Genomic DNA, 16,516 nt, shown 5'->3' with positions numbered 1-16,516 from the left:
CGACCTACCGCGCAGTGTCGGATTTGGTGTTGGAGGATTATCTGGGCTAGAGTTTCATCTCGTTGGAATTCACCGAGACAGGTGAAAACCTTCAATGCGGATGTAGCTCAGCTGGCTAGAGCACCACCTTGCCAAGGTGGATGTCGCGGGTTCGAATCCCGTCATCCGCTCGAAAATCACTGTTGTTCTTCTTACTTGCGTAAGAGAAGCCTCGGTGGGGTGGCCGAGAGGCGAGGCAGCGGCCTGCAAAGCCGTATACGCGGGTTCGAATCCCGTCCCCACCTCGAACAATGTGATTCATAAAACAGAATAGCGTGTGAATTCTTTACGAATTTTTTGTGCTAGACTAAACAAGGTTCCTCAGCGAGGATCACACGGACGATTGGCGCAGCGGTAGCGCGCTTCCCTGACACGGAAGAGGTCACTGGTTCGAACCCAGTATCGTCCACTGAAGAAACTTTTTCTTCTGTGCGGATGTAGCTCAGCTGGCTAGAGCACCACCTTGCCAAGGTGGATGTCGCGGGTTCGAATCCCGTCATCCGCTCCACGATGAAATGCCCTTCCAAACCAAACGTTTGGGAGGGCATTTTCGTTTCCCACGCAGCAAGTAAGCAACTGCAGTCATGAAAAAGGTCTCAATGCAATCCCGTGCATGAGACCTTTTTAGAAAGTAGCAGTAGGTGCGCTTAGAGTGCCTTCTCCCCCATCTGCCCTTCGCGCGCCAACGCCGTCATTCTGGAGATGGTGCGGAAGTACTTTTTCATGTAGCCACCAGACATCATCTCTTCGGTGAAAAGCTGATCAAACGGTTTGCCCGAGGCCACGACGGGGACATCCTTGTCGTACAACCGGTCAGCAAAGACCACGAAGCGTAACGCCATGCTTTGTTCGGTGATGGTGTCAACATCTTCGAGCACCAGGACATCAGCCGGTTCAATCAGTTGCCGGTACCGCGACGGATGAACCTTTGCCAACTGTGCCGTCAGGTCGGAGAACTTATCGACGGCAATGGTCTGACCTGGGAAAGCCTTCTGCGCATGGGGCAGCAACTCTTCGGTGCTCATCGGTGCTGGCGCCTCCGGCAGACCCCGATGACGATAGTCTTGACCGTCGATCCGATAGACGTCGAACTGGTCGGCCAACACCTGAATCTCCCGTTGGAAATCCTGTGCCGCGAAACGTCCTTCACCCAATGCGCCAGGCAGCGTGTTCGATGTTGCAACAAGCTTGACTCCGGCATCAGCTAACTCGCGCATCAGCCTAGACATCAACACGGTGTCTCCTGGATCATCCAGCTCAAATTCGTCAATACATACCAGCGCATACTCTTTGAGCACATCCACCGTTTGCCGGAAGCCTAGCGCACCAACCAAATTGGTGTATTCGACGAAAGTTCCGAAAGCCTTCTTGCCTTCTACTGCGTGCCAGAGTGAAGCCAACAGGTGGGTTTTACCAACCCCGAAGCCCCCATCTAGGTAAATGCCCGCCTTGGATTCCTTCTTCTTGCTGAACAGTCCGAACAGCCCGCCCTTGGATCTCTTTCCGATTCCTTCGGCAAAGGCGGTGAGTCGATCAACAGCCTCTTGCTGGGACGGCTGGGCAGGGTCCGGCTTATACGTGTTGAAGGAGACCTCACCGAAACGGTATGAGGGGTGCAACCCCGCCAAAAGTTCGCCGACACTGACGGCTGGAGTCCGGTCGGAAAGATGCACGATGTTGTTCACTGACACACCCTTGAAGATATCTGGTCGGCTGCTCTTCTACTCTACCGGAGAGCTGGTACACAAATGGAACAGCCGAAATGTGGCTCACTATGAACCCGGATGTCCAGCACCGGGCCACACGGGCTAGAGTTAAAGACAAATGGCAGATTAGCGAATAAAGATCTGCCCTAATTAATTGCATTGCCCAGACCAGAAAGGTTCTCTCCATGAGCATTCCTGCCGAGAACAACGAAGCCTTTGCGGGCTACGCCCACCCAGAACGCTTGGTCTCCACCCAGTGGGTCGCCGACCACAAAGACGATGACAACGTAGTCCTCCTCGAATCCAACGAAGACATCCTGCTCTACGAAACCGGGCACATTCCCGGGGCCATCAAGATCGACTGGCACACTGAGCTGAACGATCAGATCAACCGTGATTTCCTTGCCAAGGAAGACTTCGCTGCCTTCATGGGTTCCAAGGGCATCAAACGTGACTCAACCGTGGTGGTCTACGGTGATAAGTCCAACTGGTGGGCCGCCTATGCGCTCTGGGTCTTCACCTTGTACGGTCACGAAGATGTTCGGTTGATGAACGGTGGCCGCGACAAGTGGATTGCTGAAGGCCGCGAGTTGACCACTGAGGTACCAACGGTAACCCCGACCGAGTACCCGGTCATTGAGCGCGACGACAAAACCGACCGCGCGTTCCGCGACGATGTAGTGGCGCACTTCGGCAAACCACTGATCGATGTGCGTTCCCCGCAGGAGTACACCGGCGAACGCACGCACATGCCTGACTACCCGGAAGAAGGCGCACTGCGCGGTGGACACATCACCACGGCGGTCTCCGTGCCATGGGCCACCGCCGCCAACGAAGACGGCACTTTCAAATCTGCAGAAGAACTCAGCAAGATCTACCGGGAAGATGCCGGCGTCGGTGACTCTGACGAGGTAGTGGCCTACTGCCGTATTGGTGAGCGCAGCTCCCATACCTGGTTCGTGCTGAAGTATCTTCTGGGCTACGAAAACGTGCGCAACTACGACGGTTCCTGGACCGAGTGGGGCAACCTAGTGGGCGCTCCCATTCACTCTGGTGAGGAACCTGGCGAGCTACCACGCTAAGACCCTGCCAACAGCACCTGGCCCTGCTTTCTCCCTTGGTGGAAAAGCGGGGCCAGTGTCGTCTGCTGCCCGCACAGCAACTAGACTGGTGTGCGGCGCCGTATCGGTGCCGCAGTGCCAGTCTTCGTTTTGTTGCTGAAAGTTGGTCCATGACCTCCATCCCGTCCACCCTTGCCGAAATCATCGAGGAATTTAACGCAGTTCCCGACCCGGAGAAGCTGCAGCTACTGCTGGAGTTTTCCCGTCAGCTGCCGGCCCTGCCAGAGCGCTATGACGGCCATGAAGAAGAGATGGAACAGGTCGTTGAATGCCAGACTCCCCTGTTCCTAGCGGTAGAAGTTGCCCCGGAGGCACCGCACAAAACAGAAATCTTCTTTTCCGCCCCCGCCGAAGCGCCAACGACCCGTGGCTTTGCTTCGGTGTTCTCCGAAGGTCTCGATGGTGCGACCGCGGATGAAATCCTCGCCGTGCCAGACGACATCGCCAACGCGCTGGGTCTAGCCAAAGCCATTACCCCGCTTCGTTTGCGGGGCATGACCGCCATGTTGGGCCGGTTGAAACGAAATATCCGCACACAGCTGGAAGCCGCCTAGGCTGATATCGGTAATCGCCCGGGTTTGGGTGAGTCGAACACATCGCTGAGCCAACCTCGCACGACGTGCTCCCATTTCTCCCGATCGTAGTTCCACTCTTGAGTATGCCTGCCTCGTGCAAAGGGCACGAGCGTGACAAATTGTGGATTCTTGGCCGCGAGCGCGAAGGCCGGTTTCACCGGCACGAAATCATCCTCCAGCGAATGCACGATCAGGGTGCGCGTGCGGAGCTGATCGGCTCGCGACACCCAATTCATGCGGGTGAAATCTACCGGGGCGGCTAAACCGGTGATCCATCGACCTGCTGGGTGCGTCATCATCCACTGACCCAATGTCGAAATCGGTCCCGGCAATCGGTAGGCCTTGCTTTGGTGGGCCAGTACATCGAGCCAATCTACGACCGGCCCGTCCAGAACCAGTCCAGAGATATAGGTGCTCAGCGGGGAGAGGTCATTGGCTTGCAGGCAGATGGCCCCACCCATGGACCAACCAAATAGGATGATCTCCTCCGCCCCGGCTGCGACCGCATAAGCCATGGCGGTCTCAACATCACGCCACTCTGTCGACCCAAGCCCGTACCGGCCGTCCGGGGCGTCGGGGGCTTGACCGTCGTTGCGGTAAGAAATCAACAGCGAGTCCATGCCCAGCCCATGGGTGACCGGCAGCGCCCGGATGCCTTCATTGCGTTTGGGACCACGCCCGTGCACCATGATCGCCCAACGCTTGGACGGAGCGTCTGGCTTGGCCGGGACATACCACGCGGGTGCCGGTCCCAGCTCAGTTTCGAGCGTGATCTCGGTGGGCGAGAAACCAAAGTCGTTTGGATGTGCGTAACACATTCCCGTCCATCGTCCCCGGACAGCGGAGTTCAAGTCACCGGAATAGATTTTTTCCACGCGTCTGGACACGGTCCCATCAGCCGGATTCGAGGAAGTGATCTCACCGATACGGGCCATGCCTTCTCCCCCGGCGAAAGACAGCGAGTATAAGCCTGGCATGAGCGTTTCAGGCGTCATGGGCAAGATGATTTCCAACCCACTGGGGCCCTGAAAGAGTGAATAAATCTCGAGTGCTTCTTCCGGGGTACGTACCGGGACGACCACTTGCCGGGCGAAATAGCCGGCTACACCGGAGGCGGCCGCTGCCACAACGGAGCCAGCCGCAATTCCCACCCCGGCCCCAGCGACTGCCCATGACGCGGTTGTTGCGGTTTTCTTTACGCGTTTGCCCACAGAATTACGATCACGCACTCTGTTAGCCTAACCAAGAGACCCTTCCGCCGCATAGGAGGCACTACGGTGAACCCGCCAACCGAACAGAACTTTACCGACGACTATTTCCGCAACCGGCTCAGTCCTGTCGAGTTTCAGGTTTTGCGTGAGGCTGGCACAGAACGTCCCTACACCGGCATCTACTGGGACCATAAGGAAGACGGCCGCTACGACTGCAAAGCGTGTGGCGCCCAACTGTTTCGCTCGGACGCAAAATTCGATGCCGGATGCGGCTGGCCCAGTTACTTCGAACCGGTCACTGAAGAAGCGGTTCAATACGTTGAAGACAATTCCTTGGGTATGAAGCGCGTGGAGGTGCTCTGCAATAACTGCAAGTCCCACCTAGGCCACGTGTTCGAAGGTGAGGGCTTCGATACCCCCACTGACCTGCGCTATTGCATCAATTCCGTTTCACTCACTTTCGTCCCGGAGAAAGAAACCACCACCGAATGAACGACCTGAAGTCCTTCGCCTCCGACAACTACGCCGGGGTCCACCCCGACGTCTTCGATGCCATGCTGGCCGCCAACAGCGGCCACACCCGCGCCTATGGCGAAGATGCCATCACAGCGGAATTCAACAACCTCACCAAACGACTCTTTGGCCCAGACGCACTCGGTTTCCCTGTCTTCAACGGCACCGGTGCCAACGTGGTCGGACTCAGCGCACTCACCCCACGATGGGGATCGGTGATTAGCTCCGCGGCAGCACACATCGACAACGATGAAGGCGGAGCCCCGGAAAAGATGGCTGGACTGAAAATCATCTCGATTCCGGCCCCACACGCTAAGCTCACTCCGGAACTGATCGAGCCCCATCTAGCTCAACAAGAATTCGTCCACGCCGCACGCCCGGCAGTCCTTTCTCTGACCCAAGCCACCGAGTGGGGCACCCTCTACACGCTGGATGAGATTCGCCAACTCACCGCGTTCGCCCACGCCTACGGCCTGCTCGTCCACCTTGATGGTGCCCGGCTGGCCAATGCTGTTGCGGCAACCGGCAATTCGCTCGCCGAATACACGGTAGAAGCCGGTGTCGATATGCTCAGTCTGGGCGGCACCAAGAACGGAGCGATGAACGCCGAAGCGGTCATCGTGCTAAATCAAGACAAGCTTTCCCGAATTCATGCCGGGTATGGAACGGATGGGGTGTCTCCGCACCCGGTGGAGTACATCCGCAAGCACAGCATGCAGCTGGCCTCTAAAATGCGTTTCATTTCAGCCCAGCTGATTGCATTGTTTGGCACAGATCTGTATGTGCACAATGCGACCCGCGCCAATACGATGGCCCAGCGGCTCGCGGTCGCTGTCAATGATATCCCCGGCGTTGAAGTTGTTGCCCCAGTAGAGGTCAATTCAGTGTTCGCACGGGTGCCCAGCAAGGCCGCAGATGAAGTCCGAGCCCAGTTCCCGTTCTACGACTGGGATGATTCAGGTGTTGTTCGTTGGATGTGTTCGTTCGACACCACCGAAGCCGACATCGAGCAGTTCGCGCAAGCACTCACTACGGCGTGCCTCTCCCACAACACTCAAGGCTAGGTTTAATCTTGTTGGTGTGAGCGTCCACCATGATTCTTCAGCAGTCCCCGCGGTGTTTCGTGATGCGCTCGGACAGCTGCGAACCGCTCATGGTTCACCGCAGGTGCGTCTCGTTGAGATTCCAGCACCGCAAGGGTTAGCGCCCTACGCCATTGCTCTGGAAGCAGAAATTGACGCCACGCAGAACGCCCCGTCACCGGAGAATGTGACAGACCTATACCCGGAATCGGGTACGCCGTTGCGGGCCCATGGACGTTTTGTTTTGCTCTACGACCCTGCCGGTTCCCCGGTGTGGGATGGCCAGTTTCGTATCGTTACTTTCATTCGCACAACCACTGATGCGGAGATGAGCTTTGACCCCCTCTTGGGCCAAGTGGCTTGGTCCTGGCTGGTGGAAGCATTAGAATCGAACGGTTGTCACTACCGGGCCGCCGGCGCCGCCGCGACGCGCGTCTTGGCCGAACACTTTGGCACCCTTGCCGATCGTCCAGACCAGACAGATCTTGAAGTTCGCGCCTCGTGGACCCCGGAAGAGAACTTCGGCGCTCACTTGCAAGCATGGACAGCCATGCTATGCGCTTTCGCAGGAGTTCCAGAATTACCTGACGGCGTAACCGCCCTACCCTTTATCCGGAGGAATTGACCTACGTGTCTGACGCAGAGCACAACAGCGATGCACTCCCCCTCTTAACTGAACCCGCCGGCGGTGTTCCGTTCCTGACCGATAGCGCTCAAGGACTCACTTCCGCCATCAACCGACTCAAAGCCGGGACCGGCCCTTTCAGCGTTGACACCGAACGTGCTTCGGGAATTCGCTACGGCCAACGAGCCTTCCTCATTCAACTCAAACGCGACAATGCGGGTATCTTCCTCATCGACCCGGAAGCCTACGAGGACCTCTCAGCGCTCAATGAAGTCCTCCAAGAGGACTCCTGGATTCTGCATGCCGCCAGCCAAGACTTGCCCTGTCTTGCCGCTGCCGGACTTTATCCGCCCCAGCTCTTCGACACCGAACTCGCTGCCCGGCTCTTGGGGATGCCCAAGGTGGGACTGGCCACATTGACCGAAGAACTCCTCGGGGTACGTCTGGCTAAAGAGCATTCGGCCGCAGATTGGTCGCAACGGCCGCTGCCCAAACGCATGCTCGCCTACGCGGCACTCGATGTGGAGCTCTTGCCCGAATTGCGGGCTGAACTCCAAACCCGGTTGGAAGCTACCAACAAGGTAGACATGGCCGAGCAGGAGTTTGAAGCTACCCGCCTAGCTGGTCCGCCGGAACCGCGTGTTGACCCCTGGCGACGCACCTCCGGCGCGCATGCACTCACGCAACGGCGAGATCTGGCGATCCTGAAGTCGTTGTGGGAGTCCCGGGAGGATCTAGCCCAAAAACGCGACATCGCGCCAGGTCGGCTCCTGCCCGACAGCGCCATCATGGCCGCTGTGAAAGCAAAACCTGCTACCGTGCCGCAATTATTAGAAATTCCCGGATTCCGGGGCAGAGCTGCCAAACGTGATGCGCCGCGCTGGCTCAATGCCATCAATGCCGGCGTCAAGGCCACCAAGACGCCGCCACGGTTCCGTCGCGGACAAGGAAGTCTTCCGCAGCCGCGCATGTGGGCTCAACGGAAACCGGAAGCTGATGCTCGGTTACAAACGATCCGTCCCCGGCTTCAGGCCATTGCAGATCAAATTGATGTACCAGTGGAAAATCTGCTGACACCTTCCATCTTGCGTCAGATCAGTTGGGAACCACCCGCACCCATCACCCCTGAAAGTATCCAAGAACGACTACGGGAACTGGGTGCCCGGCAGTGGCAGATCGAGTATGTGTGGGCTCCCATGACAGTCGCGTTCTTGGAACCTGACCCACAAGAAGACTAGATTTACCGGCAAGTAACATTGTGGCGTGTTTGTGTAACTAAGCTCACTTAATGTGGTCTGATGGTGTCTAGACGTTTACCCCGCGACTTCTAGGAGTGACCATGACCCCGGCACCTGCCACTGACTTTTCTCGCTTCGAACACCTCACTTCGCTCATCCCCAAAGAGAACGTCAGTACGGTCACTCGCGAAGAAATCAAACATGATCCCGCACCCATTTTGGTGCTCACCCTAGCCAGCGAAGCCGGCGAATCCCGACCCAACATCTTGGGCCCACAAACCCTGATCAATCTCGGCAAAGCATTCGATCAGGTCCGTTTGGAACTGGCTGAATCTGCGGACAAATACGCAGCCGTCGTTGTCACGGCAGAAGGACCTGCCTTCGTGGCCGGCGCCGACCTCTCCATCAGTCGTCTCGTCACGACCAAAGAAGACGGCGCCCTAGTCGCAGAGTTGGGCCATGTTGCCTATGACCTGCTGGAAGACTTGCCTGTTCCGACCATCGCGCTCGTCAATGGGGTCGCGATCGGCGGCGGCTTGGAACTGGCGTTGGCAGCGGACTATCGAATCGTGTCCGAAGACGTGAAGAACCTTTCACTGCCAGAGGCCTTCCTAGGCTTGGTACCAGGCTGGGGCGGTGTCTACCGACTGCCACGCTTGATCGGCCCAAAAGCTGCGTTGCGCGTTATGGTCGATGATCCGCTATCCAACAACCGGGTCCTCTCCGCGTCCGAAGCCGTCGAACTGGGCATCATGGATCTTCAGTTGCCTGCTGACGATTTCCGTTCAGCTGGGCTTGACTGGGTTAAACAAGAGCTCGAGGCCGCGAGCCTCTCCGCCCAACGGCAACCAGAGCGCACCTGGTCTGAGCAGGACTGGAAAGACGCTTACGCCGCGGCGGAGAAAACCATTGCGTCCCGAACCCGGGGGATCCCGCCGGCGCCGGCAAAAGTCCTTGAAGCGGTGGTGTTCGCTGAGCGTGGGGACGCCGAAGGTTCACGGAATGCTCAGATCGAGATTCTTTCCGAACTGATCCTCACCACCGAATTCCAGAACACCGTGTACTCCTACATGGAGCTTCTGCAGAAACGGGCCAAGCGGCCAGCTGGTGTCCCAACGGATGTGCAACCCCGTCCGATCAGCAAAGTGGGTGTGGTCGGTGCCGGTCTCATGGCCAGCCAGCTCGCCCTTGTCTTCGCCCAAGCCTTGCAAGTTCCCGTGCATATGACCGACATCAACGAGGACGCGGCCAACCGAGGTCTGGGCTTCGTTGAGAAGCAGCTGGCCAAACAAGTCGATCGCGGAAAGCTCTCCACCGAGCAGGCCGCGGGGCTCAAAGACTTGGTTACCGCAGGAACAGATCAGCAAGCCTTCTCCGACGCAGATTTTGTCATTGAAGCGATCTTTGAAGAACTCGAACTGAAGAAGCAAGTGCTCTCCGGTTTGGAAGAGATCATCTCGCCAGATTGCATCCTCGCGACCAACACCTCTTCCCTATCGGTGAGCGCCATGGCCGAAGCATTAGCTCACCCAGAGCGCCTCATTGGCTTCCACTTTTTCAATCCCGTTGCTTCGATGCCTTTGATTGAAATCGTGCGGACCGAGTCCACCGATGAAACGGCGCTGGCGACGGCCTTCCAATTGGCTAAGACCCTCCGCAAAACCCCGATCTTGGTCAAGGACGCCACCGCGTTCGTGGTCAACCGTGTGCTGCTACGCTTCATGTCCGAGATCCAACGTGCCTTTGATGAAGGCACTGATGCCCAGACGGTGGATAACGCACTGAGCGAATTCGGACTACCGATGACACCGTTCGATCTGCTGGCCCTGGTCGGGCTGCCTGTGGCACAACACGTCACTGAATCCTTGCACGCCAGCTTCGGAGACCGCTTCCACGTTTCGGAGAACTTGCAGCGGCTCATTGATGCCAACATCACCAGCGTGTGGCAGCAAGACGACTCCGGTGACAAGCACATCCCTGCGGCGACGGCAGAACTGCTCACTCAAGGCGATCGAGTCCGCAGCGCAGAAGAGATCCGGGACCAAGTATTTACCGGGTTGGCTGAAGAAATCGATCTGTTGCTGGATGAAGGCGTGGTAGCCGGTCCGGAGGAAGTCGACTTGGGCATGATTCTCGGCGCCGGGTGGCCGGTCTACCGGGGCGGCATTACACCTTATCTGGATCAACAGGGCTACAGCCAGCAGGTGCGGGGACGGAACTTCCACGCCGAATAGTACTGCGCTGGCTAAAATGGGGACCATGAGTGAAGAACACTGCTGCGCCGACTGCGGCGGGCCGTCTCGACGTCATGTGATCAAGGGTGCCGCCGCGGTGGCAGCCGTCGGCACCTTGGGGCTTGCCGCGAGTGCTTGCGCGCCCAAGAAGACCCCGCTGCCGACCGAACTGACCAAAGTCGCCACTGTTGATGAGGTACCGGTGGGAACCGGTAAGTCCGTCATGGCCGGTGAAACCCCGGTCTTGTTGGCACAACCTAGTGCTGGCCAGTTCATCGCCTACAGTTCCAAGTGCCCGCACCAAGGCTGCGTTGTCGGTGTCGATACCGAGAATTTCTTGTGTCCGTGCCACAACTCCGGGTTCGATTTCGCTGAAGGGATCCCACAGTTCGGACCGGCTCGGGAGCCACTGACCCAGCTCACCTGCGAAGTCCAAGGAAACGACATCCTGGTCAGGGGGTAAGACCATGAAAATTTCACTCAAAGTCGGTGACATCACCGCGGAAGAAGTCGATGCGATCGTCAACGCCGCCAACTCCACCCTGCTCGGTGGCGGCGGCGTCGACGGCGCAATCCATAAAGCGGCAGGACCAGAACTACTCGCCGAATGCCAGGACATCAGGTCAAGGATGTTCCCCACCGGCCTGCCGACTGGCGAAGCCGTCGCAACCGGGGCAGGAAAGCTCAACGCCAAGTGGGTCATTCATACTGTCGGACCCAACCGAAACGCCGGACAGACTGACGTGGCGGATTTGGAAAGCTGCTTTTCCGCCAGCCTCGATTTAGCCCAACGGCTGAACGTCAGCTCGATTGCTTTCCCTGCGATTGGTGCAGGGGTTTACGGCTGGGATGCTGCGGATGTTGCTCGCGCCGCCCGGAAGGTCATTATCGATTCGCAGTCTGCTGCGCAACGCTGGTCGAATGTGGGAGATATTCGCTTCGTGTTGTTCAGTGACGCTGTTTTCGACGCGTTCCACCGGGTGTTTGAGAAACACTAGGTGGTGGCCGGTGGTTCGACCGGTACCTCACCTTGGTAATTCAGCTGCCAAGATACTCCGTACCGGTCGTTGACCCAGGCGAAACGCTCTGAGAAGCCGTAGGCATCCGCTGGCATCAGGGTTGCGCCGCCCGCGCCGAGCTCCTCAGCAATCCTGTCCACCTCGGAAGCGTCGTCGCAGTCGATGAAAAACGATTGCGACGGGGTGAAATCGAAGGCGTGCTCTATTGGGGAGTCATTTAGCGCGATGGCTTGGCCATGAATGCTCACTTGTGAGCGCATCACGAGGTTCTGCTGTGGAGCCGGATGCATGATCTGGAAGTCCAAGGTGGCGTCGTCGAAAACGCGTAGGTACAGTTCCGTAGCGGCCGCGCAGTGTCCGTGCTGGAACATGAGAAATGGAGTGAGTTTCATTCTCGAAGTCTAGCGGTTCGATCAGTTACGGTGTAGCCGGTTGCCGCCCATGCGGCCGGCATTGAAACTGGCTTGGACCATCTGGGTTGCCATCGCAATGAAACCGACGTTGAATGCCAGCTGCAAGGCCACCACGCCGCGAGCCAGTTGTCCTTGGGCGTGAATGTCGCCGTAGCCGGTCGTCGCCAGCGTGGTCATCGTGAAGTATAGGGCATCCATCCGGGTGGTGATTCCGACCATTTGATCCGGGGCAAAAACAGACATGGCGTAGTAGGCCAACGCGAACATAATCGTGGATACTTCGATCAACAACAGAAGTTGGATAACGCCGAGTCTGCTGGCGCCGGAGGCCCGAACGTACAGCGCCTCCCGGATCAGAATGAAAATCACGATCGCTAAACACAGTGCGGTTGCGATGAGGCCGGCGAAAAGTCCCAAGCGATCCGACTCGGCATGGATGGGAACCACAAAGTAGATGGCAATGACGACCACCAAGAACAGGCTGTGCCCGGTTCGACTGAGGAACCTGAAGCTAGCTTTTGGTGCTGTGCGGACCGCACGAGAAAAGCGCGCACGTTTAGTTGTCATCCCCGCTACCTCTCTGTCTTCGTGGCTGAAACGCCACGGCTCGGGGTTTAGAACAGGGCGATTGGTTCAGGTTTGGGAAAGATCGAGTCTAACTCAGTGAGGTCTTCCTCGGTGGGTTCCCAATGCACCGTCGCAGCGTTTGCTTGAATCTGTTCGGCGGATGTGGCCCCAGCGATGACGGAGCTCACCGGGTGTTGGGCCAGGAGCCAACCGAAAGCCACGTCCACCTCGCTGATCCCACGCTCGCGGGCGTAGGCACCGAACGCTTGCAATTGTTCCAGATCTGCGTTCTCAACCATTTCTTGGCGGTTGTAGGATAGCCGCGAGCCTTTTGGGGCTTCTCCGCTGCTGTATTTGCCTGTCAGAAGCCCACTTGCCAACGGGAAGTACGGCAGCACGCCTAGGCCGTAGGCGGCAGCGGCTGGCAAGACTTCCAGCTCCGCACGACGATCCAGCAGGTTGTAGTGGTTCTGGGCGCTGATGAAGCGTTCCGTGCCGAGCTGTTGGGCCACATACTCGGCGTCCGCGATCTGCCACCCGGCCCGGTTAGAGTGCCCGATGTAGCGCACTTTTCCGGCCGTCACCAGATCATCGAGGGCTCGGAGGGTTTCCTCGATGGGCGTGTTGGGGTCCGGGGTGTGGAATTGGAACAAGTCGATGTAGTCGGTGCCTAGTCGTACGAGGGAGGATTCCACCGCTTTGATGATGTAGGACCGAGATCCTCTGACGCCGAAGTCAGGTCCGTTCAGACCGGACACGTCCATCCCGAATTTGGTGGCGAGCACGATCTTGTCGCGTTTACCCGCTAGGGCGTGGCCGAGCAGTTGTTCGCTCAGCCCGGCTTCCTTGCCATAAACATCGGCGGTGTCGAAGAGCGTGATTCCGGCATCTAAGGCGGCTTCTACGACGGCGTTCGTTCCCGCTTGGGTTTCGGTGGCGGAGTTTGCTCGGCCGAAGTTGTTGCATCCAAGTCCGACAGCAGAGACGGTGAGCCCGCTGTGCCCTAGTTGGTTGTACTTCATGTCAGCTCCGCCTTCTTTTCCAGGGTGCAGGTCAATTTGGTGGGATCAAGTTTGAATTCACGAGCCGCGGCCTTGATCGATTCAATGGCTCGTCGCGGTGCCGGGGTGGCGATCCGGTACACCAGTTCACCATCACCGATTATCGGGTTTTGGGGGTCAATGATTTCGCCGAGTCCTCGCCAACCCAAATGTGCGCTCAAGGTTCGGCGGATTTTGATCGCAAACGAATGGTCACGTTGGGTACCTGCGGTGGTCTTCAGCTTCCAAGAAGCTTTGACTTCACCCAGCTGAAGCTCGTTCACATCGGTGTAGCCGTCTACGGTGCACTGCTGAATGAAGATCTCCAGCAGCTCGGCTCCTTCTTCTTCACTGCCGAAGCGTTGTTCCCCGGTCTCACCTAGGTGACCTACTTTGCCGTGATGGACCACAAATTCTTCTGCCTCCGCATCAATCCATGCCTCACGGTAGGTCAGGGAATTTTGGTCATCCTGCTTGTAGGCGCGGTAAAAAGTACTCATGGTGTGGCTTCCTGAAGGGTTAGTTCGCGTCCGCGTCTTAGCCAAGACTCGATCGTGGTTTCGTCAAAGGGGGCGTGTCGGGCCGCAATGTCTCGGTGCACCTGTTGACAGGTTTGTTGGGTTTGTTCCACCAGCGTAGCCGGGTAGCCCATTTGGTGGGTGTGCTCCACGAATTCATCTTCGTCATCGATGAGTACTTCCCCACTCTGGGTCAGAATGACGTCCAAATCCATGTCGATGGAATGGAAATCGAAACCTGTTGGGCGAATGGGATCGGCGCGTAGCGCGGTGGAGATATCCACATAGATCCGGGATCGGCCCCTGCCCTTGCCGTAGCAGGTGGCGATGTAGTCCCCGCTGTAGGGGAAAAGACTGACAGCATCATTTCCGGCATAGAAACCGACACCGGGCCGGGAAACGAAGCAGCCCCGACCTTGGTAGACCCAGTAGCCGTGCTCGTCGGAGCCGAGGTAAGTGCCGGGTACTACCCAGTGCGGACGCCCATCGTATTTCCAGGCCCGGGCGACGATCATGTCACCGGTCTGCAGTGTTTCAGCGGTTTTCGTCGCATCCGTGAAGTGCATCAGCTAGACGTTGTCCTTTGCTGCCGTGATTTAGGATTGTTGGTCGATCCGGGGGATGTGACCGGTGGGCTGGTCTTGATCTGGCAGTGGACGGGCGAAAGGCACCTTGGTCCCCAGGACCTGGTCCACCGTGTCTCGGGTAATCTGTTGCGCGGTCACACCGACTCGGGCGAGCACTTCTTCTCGTGTGCCGGGGGCCAAGAATTGGGCAGGTAGTCCCACTTCATTGAGTGCGGTGTCCACACCGTTGGCGCGCATTTCTTGGCGGATCCGGGATCCGACGCCACCGGTTTTCACACCGTCTTCAATGCACACGACCAGCCGGTGCCGGGCAGCCAAGGCGATGACGGAGTCGGCTACCGGCAGGACCCAACGTGGGTCGATCACGGTGGCGGTGATGCCCTGATCGGCGAGTCGGCGGCGGATATCCAAGGCCATCTCTGCCATGGGGCCGAGCGCAATGAGTAGCACATCGGCGATCTGATCGGTGGCGCTGAGGTCAATCTCGTCGTTTTGGTAGAGAACATCGACACCGTCATACAGGCGGGTTTCGGCTTCGATTGGCTCACCGACTGTGCCACGGGCAAAACGGACCACTGTTGGCCGGTCCTGGACTTTTACTGCCTCACGGAGTTCTTCTTTGAGCCGCTCCGCATCACGCGGGGCAGCGATCATGATATCTGGGACCACTTGGAGGATAGCCAGATCCCACATGCCGTGGTGGCTTGGCCCGTCAGGCCCGGTGACCCCGGCGCGATCCAGAACAAAGGTGACGCCGGCCTTGTGCAGGGCCACGTCCATCAGGACTTGGTCGAACGCACGGTTCAAGAACGTTGCGTAGATTGCCACGACGGGGTGCATCCCGGCGTAGGCCAGCCCCGCGGCTGAGGTCACCGCGTGTTGTTCGGCGATGCCCACATCAATGACCCGGTCCGGGAAGTTCTCACTCATGGTGGTCAGGCCAACCGGTTGGCGCATGGCACCGGTGATGGCGACAATGCGCTCGTCTTCGGCAGCGATCTGGTTGATCTCTTCCTCAAAGACGCTGGTCCACGATTTGCCCTTACCCGGGTTCACCGGTTCACCGGTGATCGGGTCAATGACCCCGACCGCGTGGAACTGGTCCCTTGCATCCGCGACCGCTGGCTCGAACCCGTGTCCTTTCTCGGTGATGCAGTGCACCAAGACCGGACCACCGTAGTTCTTGGCGTCCGTGAAGGCTTGTTCAAGTTCTTCTAGGTCATGGCCATCGATGGGGCCAATGTATTTCAGGCCTAAGTCTTCGAATAGACCCTGCGGCGCCCACCAGTCTTTGACCCCTTTTTTGGCGGCATGCAGGGAACGGTACATGAGACGTCCGGTGCGCCCGGCTCCTTGGAGCCGCACTTTCCAGTAGTCCAGGGTGTCTTCGTAGGCTTTGTGGGTGCGCACCTTGTCGAGGAATGAGCGGCGTAGCCCGTCGAGCTTCTCTGCCAGCCCGCCCACGGTGGGTGCGTAGGAGCGCCCATTATCGTTCACCACGATCACGACTGGACGTTCTTTATCGGCGGCAATGTTGTTCAATGCTTCCCAGGCCATGCCACCGGTGAGGGCACCGTCACCGATAATGGCGACCGTGGAACGGTCGCATTCGCCTTTGAGTTTGTGGGCTAGGGAAATACCGTCTGCCCACGACAGGGAGGCGGAAGCGTGCGAGTTCTCGACGATGTCGTGCACGGATTCGGCACGTTCCGGGTAACCGGTCAGGCCGCCCTGTTGGCGGAGGGTGTCGAAGTTTTGCCGGCCCGTGAGGATCTTGTGCACGTACGACTGGTGCCCGGTGTCAAAGATGAGGTGATCCCGCGGTGAGTCGAATACGCGGTGCAGGGCCATGGTCAGTTCTACGACGCCGAGGTTTGGTCCTAGGTGGCCGCCGGTTTGGGAGACGCTGGCCACCAAGAAGGCACGGATCTCCTCCGCCAACTGCTCCAGTTGAGCTTGGCTGAGTTTCGATAGATCGTGTGGGTGGCGAATCGTTTCCAAGATGCCCATGAGTTTCCTCCCGGCGGT

17 protein-coding genes and 4 tRNA genes are annotated in these 16,516 nt (G+C 58.2%); 13 read left to right on the top strand and 8 right to left on the bottom strand.

The annotated features are described in order from the left end of the window. Window positions 1-96: 96 nt before the first annotated feature. From ACFFFR_RS00690 to ACFFFR_RS00675, 4 genes are all read left to right on the top strand, one after another. Window positions 97-170 (top strand) — tRNA-Gly (locus ACFFFR_RS00690). A 43-nt stretch (window positions 171-213) separates the two neighbouring features. Then, window positions 214-284: transfer RNA gene (locus ACFFFR_RS00685), tRNA-Cys, on the top strand. Window positions 285-376: 92 nt separating this feature from the next. Then, window positions 377-448: transfer RNA gene (locus tag ACFFFR_RS00680), tRNA-Val, on the top strand. 22 nt (window positions 449-470) lie between these two features. Next, window positions 471-547 (top strand) — tRNA-Gly (locus ACFFFR_RS00675). Between the two features lie 139 nt (window positions 548-686). Here ACFFFR_RS00675 and zapE read toward each other — a convergent pair. Further along, a complete protein-coding gene (zapE, locus tag ACFFFR_RS00670; protein ID WP_377457312.1) occupies window positions 687-1,724 on the bottom strand; it encodes a cell division protein ZapE in 1,038 nt (345 codons plus the stop codon). A gap of 206 nt (window positions 1,725-1,930) precedes the next feature. Here zapE and ACFFFR_RS00665 point away from each other — a divergent pair, with 206 nt between their 5' ends. Beyond that, window positions 1,931-2,827: a sulfurtransferase gene (locus ACFFFR_RS00665; RefSeq protein WP_377457310.1), complete on the top strand. Its 897-nt coding sequence runs from the start codon at window positions 1,931-1,933 to the stop codon at window positions 2,825-2,827. Window positions 2,828-2,976: 149 nt separating this feature from the next. After that, the gene (locus tag ACFFFR_RS00660) at window positions 2,977-3,420 is read left to right on the top strand and encodes a SufE family protein (RefSeq protein WP_377457308.1); all 444 of its coding nucleotides are present in this window, start codon (window positions 2,977-2,979) and stop codon (window positions 3,418-3,420) included. On the opposite strand, the gene ACFFFR_RS00655 is transcribed toward ACFFFR_RS00660, so the two are convergent. Next, window positions 3,417-4,670: an alpha/beta hydrolase family protein gene (locus ACFFFR_RS00655; RefSeq protein WP_377457306.1), complete on the bottom strand. Its 1,254-nt coding sequence runs from the start codon at window positions 4,668-4,670 to the stop codon at window positions 3,417-3,419. The genes ACFFFR_RS00660 and ACFFFR_RS00655 overlap by 4 nt on opposite strands. 33 nt (window positions 4,671-4,703) lie before the next feature. Here ACFFFR_RS00655 and msrB point away from each other — a divergent pair, with 33 nt between their 5' ends. The 7 genes from msrB to ACFFFR_RS00620 all read left to right on the top strand — a co-directional run bounded on the left by msrB (window position 4,704) and on the right by ACFFFR_RS00620 (window position 11,342). Beyond that, complete coding sequence (msrB, locus tag ACFFFR_RS00650; protein ID WP_377457857.1) at window positions 4,704-5,144, top strand: peptide-methionine (R)-S-oxide reductase MsrB; 441 nt, start codon at window positions 4,704-4,706, stop codon at window positions 5,142-5,144. After that, the gene (locus ACFFFR_RS00645; protein ID WP_377457304.1) at window positions 5,141-6,229 is read left to right on the top strand and encodes a threonine aldolase family protein; all 1,089 of its coding nucleotides are present in this window, start codon (window positions 5,141-5,143) and stop codon (window positions 6,227-6,229) included. The genes msrB and ACFFFR_RS00645 overlap by 4 nt, the downstream gene beginning before the upstream one ends. Before the next feature lie 16 nt (window positions 6,230-6,245). Further along, entirely contained in the window at window positions 6,246-6,872 is a 627-nt protein-coding gene (locus ACFFFR_RS00640; RefSeq protein WP_377457303.1) for a DUF3000 domain-containing protein, read from the top strand. A gap of 5 nt (window positions 6,873-6,877) precedes the next feature. Further along, window positions 6,878-8,110: a ribonuclease D gene (locus tag ACFFFR_RS00635; protein ID WP_377457301.1), complete on the top strand. Its 1,233-nt coding sequence runs from the start codon at window positions 6,878-6,880 to the stop codon at window positions 8,108-8,110. Window positions 8,111-8,211: 101 nt separating this feature from the next. Beyond that, a complete protein-coding gene (locus ACFFFR_RS00630) occupies window positions 8,212-10,344 on the top strand; it encodes a 3-hydroxyacyl-CoA dehydrogenase NAD-binding domain-containing protein (protein ID WP_377457299.1) in 2,133 nt (710 codons plus the stop codon). Between the two features lie 25 nt (window positions 10,345-10,369). Then, the gene (locus ACFFFR_RS00625; protein WP_377457297.1) at window positions 10,370-10,807 is read left to right on the top strand and encodes a Rieske (2Fe-2S) protein; all 438 of its coding nucleotides are present in this window, start codon (window positions 10,370-10,372) and stop codon (window positions 10,805-10,807) included. Between the two features lie 4 nt (window positions 10,808-10,811). Then, window positions 10,812-11,342: an O-acetyl-ADP-ribose deacetylase gene (locus ACFFFR_RS00620; RefSeq protein ID WP_377457295.1), complete on the top strand. Its 531-nt coding sequence runs from the start codon at window positions 10,812-10,814 to the stop codon at window positions 11,340-11,342. On the opposite strand, the gene ACFFFR_RS00615 is transcribed toward ACFFFR_RS00620, so the two are convergent. The 6 genes from ACFFFR_RS00615 to dxs are packed head-to-tail and all read right to left on the bottom strand — an operon-like array spanning window position 11,339 to window position 16,498. After that, window positions 11,339-11,755 (bottom strand): VOC family protein, encoded by a 417-nt coding sequence (locus ACFFFR_RS00615; protein ID WP_377457293.1) that lies wholly within the window; start codon window positions 11,753-11,755, stop codon window positions 11,339-11,341. The genes ACFFFR_RS00620 and ACFFFR_RS00615 overlap by 4 nt on opposite strands. Window positions 11,756-11,776: 21 nt before the next feature. Continuing rightward, on the bottom strand, window positions 11,777-12,343 hold the full coding sequence (locus tag ACFFFR_RS00610; protein WP_377457291.1) for a potassium channel family protein: 567 nt from the start codon (window positions 12,341-12,343) through the stop codon (window positions 11,777-11,779). 47 nt (window positions 12,344-12,390) lie between these two features. Next, window positions 12,391-13,365 (bottom strand): aldo/keto reductase, encoded by a 975-nt coding sequence (locus ACFFFR_RS00605; RefSeq protein ID WP_377457289.1) that lies wholly within the window; start codon window positions 13,363-13,365, stop codon window positions 12,391-12,393. Further along, window positions 13,362-13,883, bottom strand: a complete 522-nt coding sequence (locus tag ACFFFR_RS00600) for a hypothetical protein (RefSeq protein ID WP_377457287.1) — start codon at window positions 13,881-13,883, stop codon at window positions 13,362-13,364. Before ACFFFR_RS00600 ends, ACFFFR_RS00605 begins: the two co-directional genes overlap by 4 nt. Continuing rightward, on the bottom strand, window positions 13,880-14,467 hold the full coding sequence (locus ACFFFR_RS00595) for a DUF402 domain-containing protein (protein ID WP_377457286.1): 588 nt from the start codon (window positions 14,465-14,467) through the stop codon (window positions 13,880-13,882). The genes ACFFFR_RS00600 and ACFFFR_RS00595 overlap by 4 nt, the downstream gene beginning before the upstream one ends. A 30-nt stretch (window positions 14,468-14,497) precedes the next feature. Then, window positions 14,498-16,498 carry a 1-deoxy-D-xylulose-5-phosphate synthase gene (gene dxs, locus ACFFFR_RS00590; protein WP_377457284.1) on the bottom strand — a complete coding sequence of 667 codons (2,001 nt, stop codon included), beginning with the start codon at window positions 16,496-16,498 and terminating at the stop codon, window positions 14,498-14,500. Between the last annotated feature and the right edge of the window lie 18 nt (window positions 16,499-16,516).

The organism is Micrococcoides hystricis (genome assembly GCF_042434215.1).
Lineage (GTDB): Bacteria > Actinomycetota > Actinomycetes > Actinomycetales > Micrococcaceae > Micrococcoides > Micrococcoides hystricis.
Note: the sequence above shows the minus strand (reverse complement) of the source record. Positions and strands in the feature narration are given on the sequence as shown.